13 protein-coding genes are annotated in these 17,965 nt (G+C 67.6%); 1 reads left to right on the forward strand and 12 read right to left on the reverse strand.

The features are described from left to right. Window positions 1–87: 87 nt before the first annotated feature. On the reverse strand, window positions 88–795 hold the full coding sequence (locus tag J0A90_RS07105; protein ID WP_207033069.1) for a gamma-glutamylcyclotransferase: 708 nt from the start codon (window positions 793–795) through the stop codon (window positions 88–90). 73 nt (window positions 796–868) lie between these two features. Next, window positions 869–2,179, reverse strand: coding sequence for a solute carrier family 23 protein (locus J0A90_RS07110; RefSeq protein WP_207033071.1), 1,311 nt, complete (start codon window positions 2,177–2,179; stop codon window positions 869–871). Window positions 2,180–2,449: 270 nt separating this feature from the next. Here J0A90_RS07110 and J0A90_RS07115 point away from each other — a divergent pair, with 270 nt between their 5' ends. Then, window positions 2,450–3,637 (forward strand): NAD(P)/FAD-dependent oxidoreductase, encoded by a 1,188-nt coding sequence (locus J0A90_RS07115; RefSeq protein WP_207033073.1) that lies wholly within the window; start codon window positions 2,450–2,452, stop codon window positions 3,635–3,637. A gap of 43 nt (window positions 3,638–3,680) precedes the next feature. Here J0A90_RS07115 and J0A90_RS07120 read toward each other — a convergent pair whose 3' ends face one another. From J0A90_RS07120 to pilM, 10 genes are all read right to left on the reverse strand, one after another. Next, a complete protein-coding gene (locus J0A90_RS07120) occupies window positions 3,681–3,923 on the reverse strand; it encodes a hypothetical protein (RefSeq protein ID WP_035475645.1) in 243 nt (80 codons plus the stop codon). 182 nt (window positions 3,924–4,105) lie between these two features. Next, window positions 4,106–5,536 (reverse strand): FAD-dependent oxidoreductase, encoded by a 1,431-nt coding sequence (locus J0A90_RS07125; RefSeq protein ID WP_233076577.1) that lies wholly within the window; start codon window positions 5,534–5,536, stop codon window positions 4,106–4,108. A 117-nt stretch (window positions 5,537–5,653) separates the two neighbouring features. Further along, entirely contained in the window at window positions 5,654–10,105 is a 4,452-nt protein-coding gene (gene gltB, locus J0A90_RS07130) for a glutamate synthase large subunit (RefSeq protein WP_233076578.1), read from the reverse strand. A gap of 880 nt (window positions 10,106–10,985) precedes the next feature. Next, the gene (gene aroB / locus J0A90_RS07135; protein ID WP_207033075.1) at window positions 10,986–12,098 is read right to left on the reverse strand and encodes a 3-dehydroquinate synthase; all 1,113 of its coding nucleotides are present in this window, start codon (window positions 12,096–12,098) and stop codon (window positions 10,986–10,988) included. 103 nt (window positions 12,099–12,201) lie between these two features. Next, a complete protein-coding gene (aroK, locus tag J0A90_RS07140; RefSeq protein ID WP_207033077.1) occupies window positions 12,202–12,756 on the reverse strand; it encodes a shikimate kinase AroK in 555 nt (184 codons plus the stop codon). Continuing rightward, complete coding sequence (gene pilQ, locus J0A90_RS07145; RefSeq protein WP_233076579.1) at window positions 12,756–14,873, reverse strand: type IV pilus secretin PilQ; 2,118 nt, start codon at window positions 14,871–14,873, stop codon at window positions 12,756–12,758. The genes aroK and pilQ overlap by 1 nt, the downstream gene beginning before the upstream one ends. 76 nt (window positions 14,874–14,949) lie before the next feature. Next, window positions 14,950–15,483: a pilus assembly protein PilP gene (locus J0A90_RS07150; RefSeq protein ID WP_207033079.1), complete on the reverse strand. Its 534-nt coding sequence runs from the start codon at window positions 15,481–15,483 to the stop codon at window positions 14,950–14,952. Between the two features lie 26 nt (window positions 15,484–15,509). Further along, window positions 15,510–16,181 carry a type 4a pilus biogenesis protein PilO gene (locus J0A90_RS07155; protein ID WP_207033081.1) on the reverse strand — a complete coding sequence of 224 codons (672 nt, stop codon included), beginning with the start codon at window positions 16,179–16,181 and terminating at the stop codon, window positions 15,510–15,512. Then, on the reverse strand, window positions 16,178–16,753 hold the full coding sequence (locus tag J0A90_RS07160; protein ID WP_207033083.1) for a PilN domain-containing protein: 576 nt from the start codon (window positions 16,751–16,753) through the stop codon (window positions 16,178–16,180). Before J0A90_RS07160 ends, J0A90_RS07155 begins: the two co-directional genes overlap by 4 nt. Continuing rightward, window positions 16,750–17,802, reverse strand: coding sequence for a type IV pilus assembly protein PilM (gene pilM / locus J0A90_RS07165; protein ID WP_207033085.1), 1,053 nt, complete (start codon window positions 17,800–17,802; stop codon window positions 16,750–16,752). The genes J0A90_RS07160 and pilM overlap by 4 nt, the downstream gene beginning before the upstream one ends. Window positions 17,803–17,965 lie beyond the last annotated feature (163 nt).

The following is a 17,965-nucleotide window of genomic DNA, read 5'->3' on the forward strand; positions in this document are numbered from 1 at the left end:
AAAGTCGGGCCAGGATGGGACGCCAGACTACCAGAGAGCGGCCGCCGGCTCAATTTGCGCTGCGCGAAAGCGCGGCCACCGCAGCGCTCAGCCGTGCACCGCCCGCTGCAGCCGCTCCAGACGATGATCGCGAATGCCCAGGGCGTGGAGATCGCTGACCGTGTTGTCGAGATACTCGCGGCACGAGCCGAGCACACCTCGGCCGGTACGCAGGAGCCGGATCACCGTCTCGTCCGACTGACGCCCGATGTAACGGTCGTGGGCCGGATTGATCACGAAAGCGATGCCCCACAGCGCGCCGATATCGCTGCTCAGGCGCACCCAGCGCGGCTGATAGGCCCCGGTGAGCATCTCACGGCGCCACACCAGGGTCAGCTCGCGCTCGAGATTGGCCGCCGGTACCCGCAGCGCCACCCCGCGGCACGAACCGCCCGGCGCCAGCGCCAGCATCAGCCCCGGCGATTCGGGGGTGCCACGTCCGTGCTCGAGCTTGAGGCAGAAGTCGCGGTGGTAGCCGTAGAGCCGGCAGGTGTGGCGCTCGGCGACCTCGACGCAGGGGTTCCAGATCAGCGAGCCGTAGGCGAACAGATAGACACCGTCGAGGTCGCGGGCGGGCTCGGGCACGTTCGCCAGCATCTCGCGCACGGAGGCGTCGAGCGCCGCCGGCGAGGTCAGCGGCACCTCGGGATAGGTGCGCTCGAAGTAGCGGCGCAGGCGGTCCTGTTCGAGCACCTCGCGGGTCATCGCGAGCGACTGCTCGCCGGACTGCGGGTCGCTGGCTTGGGAATCTCTCATGCGGGTCACCCCTGGCAGTGATCGAGCGGCCGCCGGCAAGGCGGCCGCAGCGGGCCGGCTTGGCGTATCGATTCTAGGACTGGGCGTCGGGCTGGCGTCCGCCCACGCCATAGCGCAACAGCGCATGCAGGGCGATGGCGCCGAAGGTGGCGGTTCCGATGCCGTCCAGGGTAAAGCCCCCCAGGGCCAGCGAGAAGTTGCCCGCACCCAGCACCAGCGTCACCGCCACCACGATCAGGTTGGTGGTATCGCCCAGATCGACCGCGTTCTGCACCCAGATGCGCGCGCCGGCCACCGCGATCAGCCCGAACACCACGATCGAGGCCCCGGCCAGCACCGGCCCCGGGATGGTCTGGATCAGCGCGCCGAAGCGCGGCGAGAAACCCAGCAGGATGGCGAAGCCGGCGGCGGCGACGAAGATCAGCGTCGAGTAGACCTTGGTCACCGCCATCACGCCGATGTTCTCGGCATAGGTGGTGACGCCGGTGCCCCCGGCGCTGCCCGAGACCACGGTAGCCACGCCGTCGGCGAAGAAGGCGCGCCCGATGTAGGGGTCGAGATCGCGCCCGGTCATCGCACCCACCGCCTTGATATGCCCCAGGTTCTCGGCCACCAGGATCACCGCCACCGGGGCGATCAGGACCATGGCGTGGGGGTCGAACTGCGGCGCGCTGAAGCTCGGCAGCCCCAGCCAGGGGGCGGCGCCGATCACCGAGAAATCGATCGGCGTGCCCCAGCCGAAACCGTTGGTGACCAGGGCATAGATCGCATAGGCGGCGATCAGCCCGATCAGGATCAGCAGCCGCTGCAGCATGCCCCGGGTGAGCACCGCCGCCAGGCCGATGCACAGCACGGTCACCAGCGCCATGAGCGAATCGAAGGTGGAGCCGGCGACGCTGGACACCGCCACCGGGGCCAGGTTGAGGCCGATGGTCATGACGATGGCGCCGGTCACCACCGGCGGCAGCAGCACGTCGATCCAGCGCGTGCCCAGCGCCATCACCACCAGCCCGACCAGGGCGTAGAGCGCCCCGCAGGCGATGATACCGCCCAGCGCCACGCCGATATTGGGGTTGGCGCCGCTACCGGCATAGCCGGTGGCCGCGATCACCACACCAATGAAGGCGAAACTGGAGCCCAGATAGCTGGGCACCCGACCGCCGACGACGAGGAAGAACAGCAGCGTGCCGATCCCCGACATCAGGATCGCCAGATTGGGATCGAAGCCCATCAGCAGCGGCGCCAGCACGGTGGAGCCGAACATGGCCACGGCGTGCTGGATCCCCATCAGCAGGGTCTGGGGGGCGGCTAGGGTCTCGTCGGGGGCGACCAGGGCGACGCGCTTGGCGTCGACGCGGCGCCAGTGCGGAAACCAGGATGACATCGGGTTTGTTCTCCAAAGCAGCGGCCGAGGGCGCCGGCGGCGTTCGACCGCGCGAAAGCGATTGTTGTCGGCGTGGCCGGCGAATCGACGGGCCGGCGCGCATTCTAGCGCAGTCGTGGGTCGCTGCCTCTCCCCCGTGGCTTCACGCCAGGCCGGCACAGGTGAACTACGCTGAGGCTATCGGTACCGTCACGCGGCCCGAGCGCGAGTTTCCGGCGTCACCATCGGGGAAGGATGGGACGCCCGCCACCAGCCAACCAGGGAGTGGATATGCAACGCTACGACTATCTCATCGTCGGCGCCGGCATGGTCGCCGCCAACGCCGTCGACGGCATCCGCGAGCGCGACAGCGAGGGCAGCATCGGCATTCTGGGCGCCGAGCCGCGCGGGCCGGTGACCCGCCCGGCACTCTCCAAGAAGCTCTGGACCGACCCCGAATTCGGCTACGACAAGATCTGGATGCAGCCGGAGCAGGACCCCGGCACCACGCTCCATGTCGACACCCGGGTCAGCGCCATCGACCGTCAGGCGCGAAAGGTCACCACCAGTGCCGGCGAGACCTTCGGCTACGGCCAGCTGCTGCTCGCCACCGGCTGCGAGCCGATCCGCCTCGATCTGGCCGAGAGCGAGCGGGTGCGCTATTTCCGCAGCGTCGACGACTACGACCATCTGCGCCGGCTGGCGGGCGAGAACCGTCATATTGCGGTGGTCGGCGGCAGCTATATCGGTAGCGAGCTGGCCGCGGCGCTGATCCAGAACGACTGTCGCGTCACCCTGATCTGCCCCGAGCCGGTGCTGGGCGGCGGCATGCTGCCGCCCGAGGTCGCCGACCGCCTGCACCAGACCTATCTCGACCACGGCGTGGCGCTGCTCAGCGGACGCAAGGTGAAGGCGGGTCGCGAGGCCGATGGCACGGTCACGCTCGAACTCGACGACGGCAGCGAGCTGGCCGCCGACGGCGTGATGTTCGGGCTCGGGGTCGAGCCCTGCACCGAACTGGCACAGGCGGCCGGACTCGAGATCGACGGCGGTATCCTGGTCGACGAGCGGCTACGCACCGCCGACGCCGCGATCTACGCCGCCGGCGACGTCGCCACCTACCCGGATCGCATCCTCGGGCGCTGGCACGCCGAGCACGTCGACAACGCCAACTGTCAGGGCGCTGCGGTCGGGCGCATCATGGCCGGCAGTGACGAGGCCTACACCCACACGCCCTACTTCTACTCCAACGTCTTCGATATCGCCTGGAAAGCGCTGGGGCGGCTGGACGCCACGCTCGACATCGTCACCGACAGCCACGCTGACAAAGGGGTCTACTACTATCTGGAGTCAGGCCGCGTGGTGGCGGTACTACTGCTCGGCTTCGACGAGGCCCCGCTCGACGCCGCGCGCGAAGTGCTCGCCGAACCCGGGCCGCAGGACGCCACCACGCTCAGCGGACGCATTCCGCTGGCCTGAGCGTCGTCGGCGCGCGAGAAGCGCGCCGCGGACTGCCGACGGCTCAGGCCGTCGGCAGGCGAGCGGCCATCACCCGGGAGCGGCGCTCGATCTCTTCGAGCATGCCGGCGCACTCGTCGGACATGCCGCTGTCGCGGGTCTTGCCCAGCGCCAGCAGCGCTTCCAGCTGGCGGCATACCGCGCTCGCCTGCTCGGCATCGTCGACGTCGCTGTCGAGCACGTGATCTTCCAGCGTGCGCATCAGCGTGTTGGCCTGGTCGAGAATGTTGCGTTCGAGTCGGATCATGCGATCACCTCTGGGGTTTGCGATGCAGGGAAAGCGCGCCACTCTAGCGATTCGAGGCCGCCGACACCACCCCATGGGGCCATTCGCCGCGCCGCCGGCGCACGCGCTCTACCATCATACCCTGAGCTCTCGCCATCATACCCTGAGCTCTCGCCATCAGACGTCGAGCTCAGATCTAGAGCTCAGACCTTGAGATAGTCGAGAATCCCCTCGGCGGCCTGACGCCCTTCATAGATCGCGGTGACCACCAGGTCGGAGCCGCGCACCATGTCGCCGCCGGCAAATACCTTCTCATTGCTGGTCTGGTAGGCGAAGCGCTCCATCTGCGCCGGAATCTCCGGCGCCAGCACCCGGCCGCGCTCGTCGACCTCGATCTGGTGGGTGTCGAACCACTCGATCTCGCTGGGCTGGAAACCGAAGGCGATCACCACCGCGTCACACGCCAGAATCTCCTCGGAGCCAGGCACCACCTCGGCGCTGCGACGACCGTTGGCGTCGGGTTCGCCCATGCGCGTGCGCACCAGCTTGACCCCTTCGACCTTGCCCTCGCCGACCACCGCCACCGGCTGGCGGTTGAACAGGAAGTCGACCCCCTCCTCGCGGGCGTTGGCCACCTCGCGCTTGGAGCCGGGCATGTTCTCCTCGTCGCGCCGATAGGCACAGGTGACGCTGGCCGCGCCCTGGCGGATCGAGGTGCGGTTGCAGTCCATGGCGGTGTCGCCCCCCCCCAGCACGACCACCCGCTTGCCGGCCATGGAGACATGGTCCGCGGGGTCCTTCTCGAAGCCGAGGTAGTGGTTGGCGTTGGCGATCAGGAAGTCGAGCGCCTTGTAGACCCCTTCCATCTCCTCGCCGGGGAAGCCGCCGACCATGTACTTGTAGGTGCCCATGCCGAGGAACACCGCATCGTACTCGTCGTGGAGCTGCTCGAAGGTGACGTCGCGGCCGATCTCGGTACCCAGCCGGAACTCCACACCCATCTCCTCGAACACCGCGCGGCGGCGCTCCATCACGTGCTTCTCGAGCTTGAACTCGGGGATGCCGAAGGTCAGAAGGCCACCGATCTCCGGGTAGCGGTCATAGACCACCGCCTTGACCCCGTTGCGCACCAGGATATCGGCGCAGCCGAGACCCGCCGGGCCGGCACCGACGATGGCGACGCGCTTGTCGGTCCAGCTCACCTTGGACATGTCCGGGCGCCAGCCCATGGCGAAGGCGGTATCGGTGATGTACTTCTCCACCGAGCCGATGGTGACCGCGCCGAAGCCGTCGTTGAGGGTGCAGTCGCCCTCGCACAGGCGATCCTGGGGGCACACCCGTCCGCACACCTCGGGCAGCGAGTTGGTGCGATGGGAGAGCTCCGCCGCCTCCAGGATGTTGCCCTCGCTGACCAGCTTGAGCCAGTTGGGGATGTAGTTGTGGACCGGACACTTCCACTCGCAGTAGGGGTTGCCGCAGTGCAGGCAGCGGTGCGCCTGGCTGGCCGCTTCGCTGGGGCGGAACGGCTCGTAGATCTCTGCGAACTCCTTGGCGCGGCTGCGGGCATCCTTTTTCTGCGGATCGCGTCGGCCGACGTCGATGAACTGAAAATCGTTGCTCAAACGGTTTGCCATGATCTCTCTCCTCACTCCCGCTGCCGATAGGGCGGGATCGGGCGCCGCCGCGTCAGGCGGGCGGCGCCGGGGCTTGTTCGGGCTTGCGCCGGCTCACATGCTGGCTGACGCCGCTGCTTATTCCGGCTGGCGCCTGGACTGGGCCAGCAGGCCGTTGAGGCTCGCGGCCTTGGGCTTGACCAGCCAGAAGTGGCGGATGAAGTCGGAGAAATCCTCGAGGATCTCGCGCCCGCGCCGGGAGCCGGTCTCTGCCACGTACTCGGTGATCACCTCGCGCAGATGGCGGCGATAGGCCTCCATCGACTCGGTGTTGATGCGATGGATCTCCACCAGCTCGTGGTTGTAGCGATCGACGAAGCCGCGATCCTCGTCGAGCACATAGGCGAAGCCGCCGGTCATGCCCGCGCCGAAGTTGATCCCGGTCTTGCCCAGCACGCAGACCAGACCGCCGGTCATGTACTCGCAGCAGTGATCGCCGGCACCCTCGATCACCGCGTGGGTACCGGAGTTGCGCACCGCGAAGCGCTCGCCGGCGGTGCCCGCGGCGAACAGCTTGCCGCCGGTGGCGCCGTAGAGACAGGTGTTGCCGATGATCGCCGTCTCGTGGCTGTTGAAGCGGCTGGCGCGCGGCGGCGTGATCACCACCTTGCCGCCGTTCATGCCCTTGCCGACGTAGTCGTTGGCGTCGCCTTCCAGGTAGAGATGCAGGCCGCGGGCGTTCCACACCCCGAAGCTCTGCCCCGCCACGCCGGTGAAGCGCGCCGTGATCGGCGCATCCTCGAGCCCCGCCTCGCCGTAACGCTTGGCGATCTCGCCGGAGACACGGGCGGCCACCGAACGGTCACAGTTGGTGATCGTAAAGCTGAACTCGCCGCCGGACTTGGCCTCGATCGCCCCGATCAGGGCGTCGTAGAGCTCCTGGTTCTTGGCGCCGGGGTCGTGGGGCACGTTGCGGCTGACCTGGCAGAACTGCGGCGCATCCGCGGGGACGAAGTCGTTGGCCAGCAGCGGCGTCAGGTCGAGCTTGCGCTGTGCCGCGGTCTCGCCCTCGAGGCACTCGAGCAGATCGGTACGCCCGATCAGATCGGTGAGCTTGCGCACACCGAGCAGCGCCATCAGCTCGCGCACTTCCTCGGCGATGAAGCGGAAGTAGTGCTTGACCATGTCGACGGTGCCGCGGAAGTGCTCGTCGCGCAGCTCCTGGTGCTGGGTGGCGACCCCGGTGGCACAGTTGTTGAGGTGGCAGATCTTGAGGTACTTGCAGCCCAGCGCGACCATCGGCGCGGTGCCGAAGCCGAAGCTCTCGGCGCCGAGGATCGCCGCCTTGACCACGTCGAGGCCGGTCTTGAGCCCGCCGTCGGTCTGCAGCCGGATCTTGTCGCGCAGGCCATTGATGCGCAGCGCCTGGTGCACCTCGGGCAGGCCCAGCTCCCACGGGCTGCCGGCGTGACGGATCGAGGTGATCGGGCTCGCCGCGGTACCGCCGTCGTAGCCGGAGACGGTGATCAGGTCGGCATAGGCCTTGGCCACACCGGTGGCGATGGTGCCGATGCCCGGCTCGGAGACCAGCTTGACCGAGACCTGGGCCGCCGGGTTGACCTGCTTGAGGTCGAAGATCAGCTGCGCCAGATCCTCGATCGAGTAGATGTCATGGTGCGGCGGCGGCGAGATCAGGGTCACGCCGGGGACCGCATAGCGCAGCCGCGCGATCATCTCGTTGACCTTGCCACCGGGCAGCTGACCGCCCTCGCCGGGCTTGGCGCCCTGCGCGACCTTGATCTGCAGCACCTCGGCGTTGACCAGATAGGCCGGCGTGACACCGAAGCGCCCAGAGGCGATCTGCTTGATCTTGGAGGAGCGGATGGTGCCGTAGCGCGCCGGATCCTCGCCACCCTCACCGGAGTTGGAGCGGCCACCGGTCTCGTTCATCGCCTGGGCCAGCGCTTCGTGGGCCTCCGGCGACAGCGCGCCGAGCGACATGCCGGCGCTGTCGAAGCGCGGCAGCAGCGCCTCGACCGGCTCGACCTCGTCGAGCGCCAGCGGCTCGGGGGCCGGCTTCAGGCGCAGCAGATCGCGCACCGTGGCCACCGGGCGCTCGTTGACCAAGCGTGCGAACGCCTTCCACTGGGTATAGTCGCCCTGCTGCACCGCCTGCTGCAGCTTCATCACCACATCCGGGTTGTAAGCGTGGTACTCGTGGCCATGGACGAACTTGACCAGCCCGCCCTGCTTGAGCCCCTTGCGCGGAATCCAGGCATCGCGGGCGGAGAGCTCCTGCTGCATCTGCAGCTCGCTGAAGCCGGTCCCCTCGATCCGCGACATCATTCCGGTGAAGCAGGTCTGCATCACCTCGCTGCCGAGCCCCACCGCCTCGAACAGCTGCGAGCCGCGGTAGGAGGAGATCTGCGAGATCCCCATCTTCGACAGAATCTTGTAGAGGCCTTTCTGCATCCCCTTGCGATAGTTCTCGCGAGTATCCGCCGGGTTGCCCACCAGCTCGCCGGTGCGGTGCATGTCGGCCATCACCTGATAGGCCAGGTAGGGGTAGATCGCGGTGGCGCCGACACCGAAGAACACTGCCATCTGGTGGGCGTCACGGGCGTAGCCGGTCTCGACGATCAGGTTGACCCGCGGGCGCAGCGCCAACCGCGACAGATGGTGATGCACCGCGCCGGTGGCGAGCAGCGCCTGGATCGGCAGCTTGCCCTGCTCCAGCTCGGCATCCGACAGCACCAGCAGCACCTTGCCGTCGCGGGCGGCCTGCTCGGCGCGCTGGCACAGCGCGTGCAGCGCCTGGCGCAGCGTGGTGGTCTCGGGGTCGTAGTGCAGCGGCAGCCGCACCGCGGCGAATGCCGGGTCCTCCTGCTCGACGAGCGCGGTGAACTTGCGCGGCGACAGGATCGGCGTGGTCAGGATCAGCCGGTTGGCGTGCTCCGGGGTCGCCTCGAAGACATTGAGCTCGGCTCCGCAGCAGGTCTCCAGCGACATCACGATCGCCTCGCGCAGCGGGTCGATCGGCGGGTTGGTGACCTGAGCGAACTTCTGGCGGAAGAAGTCGGTGAGCAGGCGATTGTGGCGTGACAGCACCGCCATCGGCGTGTCGTCGCCCATCGATCCCACCGCCTCCTGGCCACTCTCGGCCAGCGGGCGCAGCAGCTGATCGCGCTCTTCGAAGGTCACAGAGAACATCTTCTGGTAGACGTTGAGCTCGTCGAGGGACATCGGCTGGAAGCGCGCCAGCTCGGTCAGCGCCGACTCGAGATAGTGGGCGTGCTCCTTGAGCCAACGCTTGTAGGGGTAGGCCGACTTGAGCCGCTGGTCGATATCGTCGGTGTGCAGCACCTCGCCGGTCTCGGTATCGACCGCCAGGATCTGCCCCGGGCCCACGCGACCCTTGGCCACCACCGACTCGGGGGCGTAGTTCCACACCCCGATCTCGGAGGAGAGGGTGATATAGCCGTTGTCGGTGATCACCCAGCGCGCCGGACGCAGGCCGTTGCGGTCGAGCATGCACACCGCATGGCGGCCTTCGGTCATGACGATGCCGGCGGGGCCATCCCACGCCTCCATGTGCATGGAGTTGTACTCGTAGAAGGCGCGCAGGTCGCCATCCATGGTCTCCACGTTCTGCCACGCCGGCGGCACCATCATGCGCACCGCGTTGTAGAGATCCATGCCGCCGGTGAGCAGCACCTCGAGCATGTTGTCCATGCTCGACGAGTCGGAACCAGTGGTGTTGACGACCTCGTCGAGACCTTCGATATCCGGCAGCAGCGGGCTGACGAAGTTGGCCTTGCGCGCATTGGCCCAGCCGCGGTTGGCCTCGATGGTGTTGATCTCGCCATTGTGCGCCATGAAGCGGAACGGCTGCGCCAGCGGCCAGCGCGGCGCGGTGTTGGTGGAGAAGCGCTGGTGGAAGACGCAGATCGCCGTCTCCAGCCGCGGATCGCCCAGGTCCTTGAAGAAGGTGGGCAGATCGGCGGGCATCATCAGGCCCTTGTAGGAGACCACCTTGGACGACAGCGAACAGACGTAGAACTCTTCATCGCCGCGCAGCGCCTGCTCGGCCAGACGCCGCGCCATGAACAGCTCGACGTTGAAGGCCGCGTCCGACTGCGAGGGGTCGCCCTCGACGAACACCTGACGGATGCGCGGCAGGCAGTCGAGCGCCATCGGGCCGCACACGCTGGGATCGGTGGGCACGTCGCGCCAGCCTTTGACGGTCAGGCCGCGAGCCTCGAGTTCGCGCTCCAGCACCTGGCGCGCCTCGGTCTCACGCGCATCGTCATCGGCGAAGAACACGCAGCCAACGGCGAAGCGCTCACCCAGCGCCACGCCCAGCGCTTCCTGGGCGACTTCACGCATGAAGCCGACCGGCATCTTGAGCAGCAGACCGCAGCCATCGCCGGTCTTGCCATCGGCGGCGATACCGCCACGGTGGGTCATGCACGTCAACGACTCGATCGCCGTCTCGAGCAGATCGTGACTGGCCTGCCCCTCCATGTGCGCAATCAGTCCGAAGCCGCAGTTGTCGCGGAATTCGCCGGGCTGGTGAAGACCTCTCATCATGGGCGTGCCTCACAGAACAGGGGAACTTGCGTTCGGTAAAATACAGGGAGATAATGCAAGGTTTTTTATTATTCTTAACCGGGCTGAAAGCCGGTTTTCAGCGTCACCCCGCGCCGACGCTGGCGCCACGAAACGGCGTCAAAAGGCCGCCCAGAATAGCCACTCCCCCGCCCCAACGCAATCGCGCCCTGGCCTGACCCAGGCAACAAAACCATTGAAAATCTGTGACTTATATTTATAACTAAAAAAATACCCTGACAGCTCAACGGCTTAGCGAGGCGTTTTAGACCAAAGTCTAAAGCAGGAGCCTGTTACACATTGACACCCCAAAACCGCTCCATCACCCCATGCCGATACGACATAGAGCATGCCAATTACAGGCATACCCCACCCCGACACCGATACCCCAACCGCCACCAACCCTCTCGCGTCGCACGCTTGAGCGCGCTCGTGGCGCGGCGGCACGGACAGCATCGGCTTCAGTCACAACGAGCGTCACGGCGGCAACGGCAGCGCAGCGCAAATTTGGAGCGACGGAGAGCTTGGAGCGGCGAAGCGTTTGACGCGACGGGGAGTTTGACGCGACGGGGAGTTTGACGCGACGAAGACGATAGCGCGATGAACGGGCGCCACCGACGGGGTCGGACCCGAAGCGAACAGGTCGCGGGGTGGCGCGCGTCACAACAGGCCGGGCAACGCCTCGGGCGAGACAGACGCATCGTCGCGGGCGAGACAGACACACCGTCTCAGGCAGACGCCCGCCCCGTCGGACGGGCGCGTGATGCAAGCGCCTGATGGCAGATATGTGGCGTGGCGCCCTCAGGCGCGCGGGAAGCGCGTGGTAGGCGAGGCGTAGGGCTGGCTATTCGTCATGGCGCCCTCAGGCGCGGGGGAAATGCTCGATCAGGCGTTCGAGCATGGCCGGGTCGGTATCGTCGTGGATCGCGGCGCGCCCCAGCGCTTCGAGCAGGATCAGCCGCAGGCGGCTGTCGAGATTCTTCTTGTCCAGACGCATGCGCTCGAGGAAATCGGCGACACCCATGGCGGCAGGCGCGGTCTGCGGCAGCCCCGCCGCCGTCAGTAGCGCCCCGATGCGCTCGACCTCGGCCGCGCTGAGCCAGCCACGCTCGGCGGAGAGCGCCGCGGCCATCGCCATGCCGGCCCCCACCGCCTCGCCGTGCAGCCAGTTGCCGTAACCCTGGTGCGCCTCGATGGCGTGGCCGAAGGTGTGGCCGAGATTGAGCAGCGCACGCACGCCCTGCTCGGTCTCGTCCTCGGCGACGATCTCCGCCTTGATCTCGCAGCTGCGGCGAATGGCATGGCGAATCGCCGCGGCGTCCAGTGCGCGCAGCGCCGGCATCTCGCGTTCGAGCCAGTCGAGAAAGGCCGCATCCCAGATCAGGCCGTACTTGATCACCTCGGCCAGCCCCGCCGAGAGCTCGCGCTCGGGCAGTGTCGCCAGTGTCTGGGTATCGATCAGCACCGCGCGCGGCTGCCAGAAGGCGCCGATCATGTTCTTGCCGCGCGGGTGGTTGACCCCGGTCTTGCCGCCCACCGAGGAGTCGACCTGGGCCAGCAGCGTGGTCGGCACCTGGATGAAGGCGACCCCTCGCTGGTAGCTCGCCGCGGCGTAGCCGGCCATGTCACCGATCACGCCGCCACCCAGGGCGATCAGGGTGCAGCGGCGATTGAAGCCGGCCGCCAGCAGTGCATCCCAGATGCGCTCCACCGAGGCCAGGGTCTTGGTCGCCTCGCCGTCGGGCAGGATCACCTCACAGACCTCGAGATCCGCCCCGCTCAGGGCGTGGCGGAGCCGGTCGAGATAGTACGGCGCCACGGTGTCGTTGGTGACGATCATCACCTGACGCCCGGCCAGATAGGGCAGCAGGCAGCCCGGTTCGTCGAGCAGCCCAGCGCCGATGTGGATGGGATAGGCGCGCTCGCCGAGCGCGACGTCGAGCGACTCCATGGCGGCGGAAGAAGACTGCGTCATGACGGGTAACCCTTTTGCGAGTAAACGAAGCGGCACGCCGATAGTGGCGCAACGGTTGTAGCGACACGACTCTCTTAGCGACACGACTCTCTTAGCACCACGCCTAGCGCGGCGGCGAGACCTCGGCCTGGAGCGGCTGACTGAGCCGCGTGACCCGGCGCACGATGTCCGCCACCACGCTCTTGGGGCTGCGGCGGTCGGTGCGCACGACGAGATCGGCGGTGGCACGATAGAGCGGGTCGCGCAGCGCGAACAGATCACGCAGTACCTGCTCGGGGTTGGCATTGCGCAGCAGCGGGCGGTTGCGGTCGCGGGCGGTGCGCCGGATCTGCTGTTCGACCGTGGTCGCCAGGTAGATCACGGTGCCGCGCTCACGCAGGTACTGGCGGTTGAGCTCGCGCATCACCGCGCCGCCGCCGGTGGCCATCACCACCTCGCTGCGCTGGGTCAGCTCGTCGATCATCGCCGTCTCGCGGTCGCGGAACCCCTGCTCGCCCTCGACGTCGAAAATCCACGGGATATTCGCCCCGCATCGCGCCTCGATCTGATGGTCGCTATCCAGGAATTCACGCTGCAATTCGGCCGCCAGAAGGCGGCCGATCGTGCTTTTGCCGGCCCCCATGGGGCCGATGAGAAAAAGATTGGGAAGCGACCGCATCAGCGAATGGCCAGTCTGTCCTCGATGATCTTGGGCGTAATGAAGATCAGCAATTCTACCTTTTCATTGCTCTCCTGGGTATAGCGGAACAGCTGCCCGATCACCGGGATGTCGCCGAGGAAGGGCGTCTTGAACAGCGTATGCAGCTGTTCCGAGGTGAGAATGCCGCCGAGCACCACGGTCTCGCCGTTGTCGACCAGCACCTGGGTCTGGATCTCGTTGGTATCGATCGCCGGCGCGCCATCGAAGCGGGTGTCCGAGATGTCGTCGTTGTTGACCCGCAGATCCATGATGATGCGGTCGTCCGGGGTGATCTGCGGGGTCACCTCCAGCGACAGCACCGCCTCCTTGAACTCGGTGGTGGTGGCACCGCTGGAGGACGCCTCCTGGTAAGGCACCTCCTGGCCCTGCTTGATCACCGCGGTGCGCTGATTGGCGGTGATCACCTTGGGCTGGGAGATGGTCTGGCTCTTGCCCTCGCTCTCCAGCGCGCGCAGCTCCAGGTCGATCAGCACGTCACCGGAGAGATAGCCGAAGCTGAAGGCGCTGGCGGGCTGAGTGGCGTTGCCCAGATCGACCGCCAGACCGCCGCCATAGGACTGCGGGTCGTCACTGGTGGTGGGCACGCTGGAGGGGTCGCCATCGGCGGCTCCGCTGAGATTGAAACGCCCGCCGGCCGGCGACGACATGCCCCAGTTGACCCCCAGCTCGCGGGTGGCGCTGTCACGCGCGATGACGATGCGCGCCTCGATCTGGACCTGACGCACCGGCACGTCGAGCTGCTCGATGGTGCGCCGGATCGCCTCCAGCTGGTCACGGGTGTCCTGCAGGATCAGGGTATTGGTGCGCACATCGACGGTCACCCGGCCGCGCTCGGACATCAGCCCCACCCCCTCGCCACCGCGCAGCAGCCCGGCCAGGGTGTCGGCCTTGGCATAGCGAATCGGTACGAACTCGGTGACCAGCGGCGCCAGCTGCTGCGACTGCTCGCGGCTCTCCAGGGTCTGGCGCTGCAGGCTGGCCAGCTCGCCCGCCGGCGCCACCACCATGACATCGCCGGTGCGCCGCGCCGCCAGGCCACGACTCTGCAGCACCAGATCGAGCGCCTGATCCCAGGGCACGTCGACCAGATTGAGGGTGACGTTGCCCTGGACGCTATCACTGGCGACCACGTTGAGCCCCGAGACCTGGGCGATGATCGAGAGCACGTCACGCACCGGAATGTCCTGGAAGTCGAGCGTCACCGGCTTGCCGCTGTAGCTCGGCGTCGCGCCGCCGGCGCTGTTGCTGGTCGCGGCGCGCGGGCTCTGCTCTTGCGGCGCGAGCTCCAGGCGCAGCTCGCGTCCGTTCTGGGTCACCAGCGGCTCCACCGCCCGCGTCGCGCTGATCTCGAAGCTCACCCCTTCGGCATCGCGCCGCGGTACGATACGAGTCACCGCGGTGCCGAAGTCGCTCACGTCGAGGGTCTGATACTGGGCGTCCGGCAGCATCACGCCAGGTAAGGTCAGGGTGACCTGACGCCCGCTGCCGGAAACCGAGGCTGCCACCCCGGATCGGTCGAGGGTCACCAGCAGCTCGCCGTGGTCGGTGTCGCTACGGCGAAAATCGAGCGCCTCCACCCGCGGCCGACTGGTAGAAGTAGCGGAAACGTGGCTCACGCCTGGCGCTTCGCGCCCGGCTTCGGCGACGAAACCCGGCGCGGGTGTCGCCGCGTTAGTACTGGCCGCCGGCGCGGCGCCCAGATGCACCACCAGACGATCCGCAAGACGCTCCAGGCGGTAGTCGAGGGCCTCGTCGAGTGCGAACACCAGCCGCGTACGCCCCGGGGCGGCCAGCACGCGCAGCGACTCGACCCCACCACTGGCGAGCGCGAAGCGGTTCTGCGCCAGCGCGCTGGTGGTATCGAGCAGATCCAGCGCCAGCCGCGGCGGCGCGGCAGTCTGGTAACCGTTTACCTGCGGCACCCCGCCGCTGAAGCGCAGCTCGACGTCGAGGCGTCCGGGCCCCCGTTCGGTGAAGTCAAGCGCGGTCAGGCTTGGCGCCGCCCAGGCTGGCGTGGCCAGCCCCAGTAAAAGCCAGGCCAGCAGCCCGCTCATCCACCGCCGTCGACGCGTCATGCTCGTTCTCCTGCTGATCTGCTTGGCTGGCACCGCCTCGGCGGCTGGCGCTCGGCAAAGCACCTGCCTGGCGAACTCATTGCGCCCCCCGTGGCGCGCCGGCATCCTGCGTGGCTGCCAGATTCAACTGGCGGGTACGCTCGCGCCACGCCCCCTGGGTGTCGCGCACACGCTCCACCAGACTCAGGCTGCGCCGCGCGATCTTCACGACGCGGCCTTGGTCGCGCCCCAGATAGTCACCGACGAAGACTCGATAGAGACGCCCGTCCGGTGCCCGAATCAGCCCCGACGGCGTGTCGCCGACGCTCAGCGTGCCCACCAGCGCGAGATTCTCCAGCGCAAATGCCTCGAGCGGCTGACGCTCGCGCTGTTCACGGGGCTCGGCCGGTGGCGGCAGCGCCTCGAGGGCCTGCCCGGCGGGGGCGAAGGGACTGCGCATGGCGCTGCCGTGGTAAGCGGCCACTGCGTAGCTGGGCATCTCCGGCAGCGCCGCAATCTTGCCTTCCGGCTTCTGGCGCAGCGTCTGCAAATGCTGCTCGAGCGCATCCAGATGGGCATCGCTGCAGCCCGCCAGCAGCGCGATACCGGCCAGCGCCAGCCCCAGGCGCACAGGCCACCGCCTCCGTGCGCCCGACGTCATGAGCCAGCCCCCGCGCCGGCGGCGTCATCCGTCTCGCGATAGCGGTAGGTCTTGGCCAGCATCGTCAAACGCAGCGTGGGCGAGCCCGCTACCGGCGCCAGGGTGAAGTCGTGCAGCGTGACGATCCGCGGCATGGCAGCGACCTCGGCCAGGAAGGCAGCGATCTGGTGATAGCCGCCGCGCACCTGGATATCGAACGGCTGCTCGAAGACGAACTCGCGTGCCACCGCCGGCTCGAGCTTGATGCTGTCGATGCTCAACTGCTGTTCGCGGGCGGCATCGCTGATCGCATCGAGCAGCGCGGGTACCTCGGCGTCGCTCGGCAGCTGTTCGAGCACGCGCTGCATGCGCACCTTCAGTTGGCCCATCTGCTGACGCATCATCGGCAGGTTGACCGCCTGATAGGAGAGCGTCTCGAAGCGCGAAAGCGCCTGCGTCTCTTGCGCCACCAGACGCGCGTCCTGCTCCCGCGGCGATGACGCCAGCAGCCACTGCACGGCCAGCAGGGCCAGCGTGAATACCGCCAGCGCGATCAGCGCCTGCAGGCTGGTGGGCCAGGAGCCCGACTCCTTGAGATCCAGCTCGCGCCAGGGCAGCTCGCGCAACTGACGCGCCTGCTCTTGCACCCAGCCACGCAGGCGCTGCCGGCACCACCGCAGCCCTCTCATGGTGCCGACGCCGCGTTCACGTCGGTGGCGTCCGCCGCCTGCTCCTCGACACTCATCTGGAAGCGCCGCGGTGCATCGGCGCCGTTACCGGCGCTGACATCGGACAGTAGCGGTACGCCCAGCGCAGGGCTCGCCGCGAGACGCCGCATCTGTTCGGAGACCTGACGATTGGAGGCGGCCACACCATCGAGCTCGAGCGTGTGGTCGTGGCGCACGAGCTTGGTGTAGTGGACGCCATCGACCAGCGTCGCGGTGAGCTGGTCGAACACCTCGACGGTGAGCGGCCGGCTCGCCTGCAGCTTGCCGATCAGGTCGATCTGCTCGAGCATGCGTTCGCGCAGGTGACGAAAGTCGCGCACCGACTCGATGTCCCGGGTGAGTTGTTGGGTATGGCGTTCGATCATCCCCAGGCGGGCCTGTTGCGCGCGCACCAGCGCCTGCTGGTGCAGGGCGATCAGCCCACCTGCGACCAGCCCCAGCAACAGCGCCAGCAGCACGCCCTTCTGGAAACGCCGGGTGCGCTGCTGGCGCTCGCGCTCACGCCACGGCAGCAGATTGATCTCGATACTCATGCACGCACCCGCATGGCCAGACCGCAGGCGGTGAGCATCGCCGGCGCGTCGGCGGCCAGCGCATCGACATCCAGGCGCGGATGCACGCGCATGCCGCAGAACGGATTGGCCAGTGTCGCCTCCAGCCCACTCTGAGCGCGCAGTCGGTCGACGAAGCCCGGCAGCACGCAGGAGCCGCCGGCGAGCACCAGTTGGCGAATCTCCTGCTGGCCGGCGGCGGTATAGTAGAGCTGCAGCGAACGGCTGATGTGCTGGATCAAGGTATCGATGAAGGGGGTCAGCACCTGCTGGCGATAGTCATCGGGCAGGCCGCCACGCTTCTTGGCCCGCCCCGCCTCCTCGAAGCTGATGCGATAGCGACGGCTGATGGCGTCGGTGAGCTGGCGCCCGCCGCACAGGTTGTCGCGGCTATAGACGATGCGGCCGCCCTTGAGCACGTGGAAGGCGCACAGGTTGGCGCCGATATCGACCAGCGCCACGGCGTCGGCGCTGTCGAACTGGCTCGCCATGTCGCCCCACATGCGCTCCAGCGCGAACCCCTCGACGTCCACCGCCACCGCCTCGAGACCGGCCTCGGACAGGGTCGCGGTGAGCTGCTCGATATCCTGCACCCGACAGGCCACCAGCATCACCTCCTGCTGGTCCTCGTAGCGCCGGTTGGGTCCCAGACGCTGGAAGTCGAAGGCGACCTCGTTGAGCGGGAAGGGGACGTACTTCTCCGACTCCATCTGGATGCGCGCCTCGATATCCTCGTCGCTGAGCGAGGCAGGCAGTGTCAGCTTGCGCGTGATCGCCGCCGAATTGGGCACCGCCACGACCGCCCGACGCGACTTGAGCCGGCCGTGCTCGACCGCCCGCTTGAGGGTATCGACGACCTCGCGCTGATCGCGGATACGCCGCTCGACCACCGCCCCCTCGCGCAGCGGACGCACGGCATAGCTGTCGATGCGCAAGCGCCCGGCGTGGCGCTCCAACTCGAGCAGTTTGACCGTGGCGGAGGTGATATCGACCCCGACCAGGCCTCTCTGAGATCGTTTCAGGCGTAACACTTCAGGGACCTTTTCGGGCGCAACACTGTCTTACCTCGCCAGGAAACCCAATGGAAACGCTGCATAAATGCCTGCGCGAGCGAATCGCTTCGTTGCGTGGTACTCGAAAACTCGCCTAACTTCATGTTATGTCTCGTTTTCTGCGCTCCATGCGCCTCGCGCT

Origin of the sequence: Salinicola sp. DM10 (assembly GCF_017306975.2) — a bacterium.
Taxonomy (GTDB): domain Bacteria; phylum Pseudomonadota; class Gammaproteobacteria; order Pseudomonadales; family Halomonadaceae; genus Salinicola.

Coding starts and splice junctions, on each gene's coding strand:
- J0A90_RS07110 (WP_207033071.1), bottom strand. CDS start 2,179: ATGTCATCCTGGTTTCCGCACTGGCGCCGCGTCGACGCCAAGCGCGTC.
- J0A90_RS07115 (WP_207033073.1), top strand. CDS start 2,450: ATGCAACGCTACGACTATCTCATCGTCGGCGCCGGCATGGTCGCCGCC.
- pilQ (WP_233076579.1), bottom strand. CDS start 14,873: ATGACGCGTCGACGGCGGTGGATGAGCGGGCTGCTGGCCTGGCTTTTA.
- J0A90_RS07120 (WP_035475645.1), bottom strand. CDS start 3,923: ATGATCCGACTCGAACGCAACATTCTCGACCAGGCCAACACGCTGATG.
- J0A90_RS07155 (WP_207033081.1), bottom strand. CDS start 16,181: ATGAGAGGGCTGCGGTGGTGCCGGCAGCGCCTGCGTGGCTGGGTGCAA.
- J0A90_RS07105 (WP_207033069.1), bottom strand. CDS start 795: ATGAGAGATTCCCAAGCCAGCGACCCGCAGTCCGGCGAGCAGTCGCTC.
- gltB (WP_233076578.1), bottom strand. CDS start 10,105: ATGATGAGAGGTCTTCACCAGCCCGGCGAATTCCGCGACAACTGCGGC.
- aroB (WP_207033075.1), bottom strand. CDS start 12,098: ATGACGCAGTCTTCTTCCGCCGCCATGGAGTCGCTCGACGTCGCGCTC.
- J0A90_RS07125 (WP_233076577.1), bottom strand. CDS start 5,536: ATGGCAAACCGTTTGAGCAACGATTTTCAGTTCATCGACGTCGGCCGA.
- J0A90_RS07160 (WP_207033083.1), bottom strand. CDS start 16,753: ATGAGTATCGAGATCAATCTGCTGCCGTGGCGTGAGCGCGAGCGCCAG.
- aroK (WP_207033077.1), bottom strand. CDS start 12,756: ATGCGGTCGCTTCCCAATCTTTTTCTCATCGGCCCCATGGGGGCCGGC.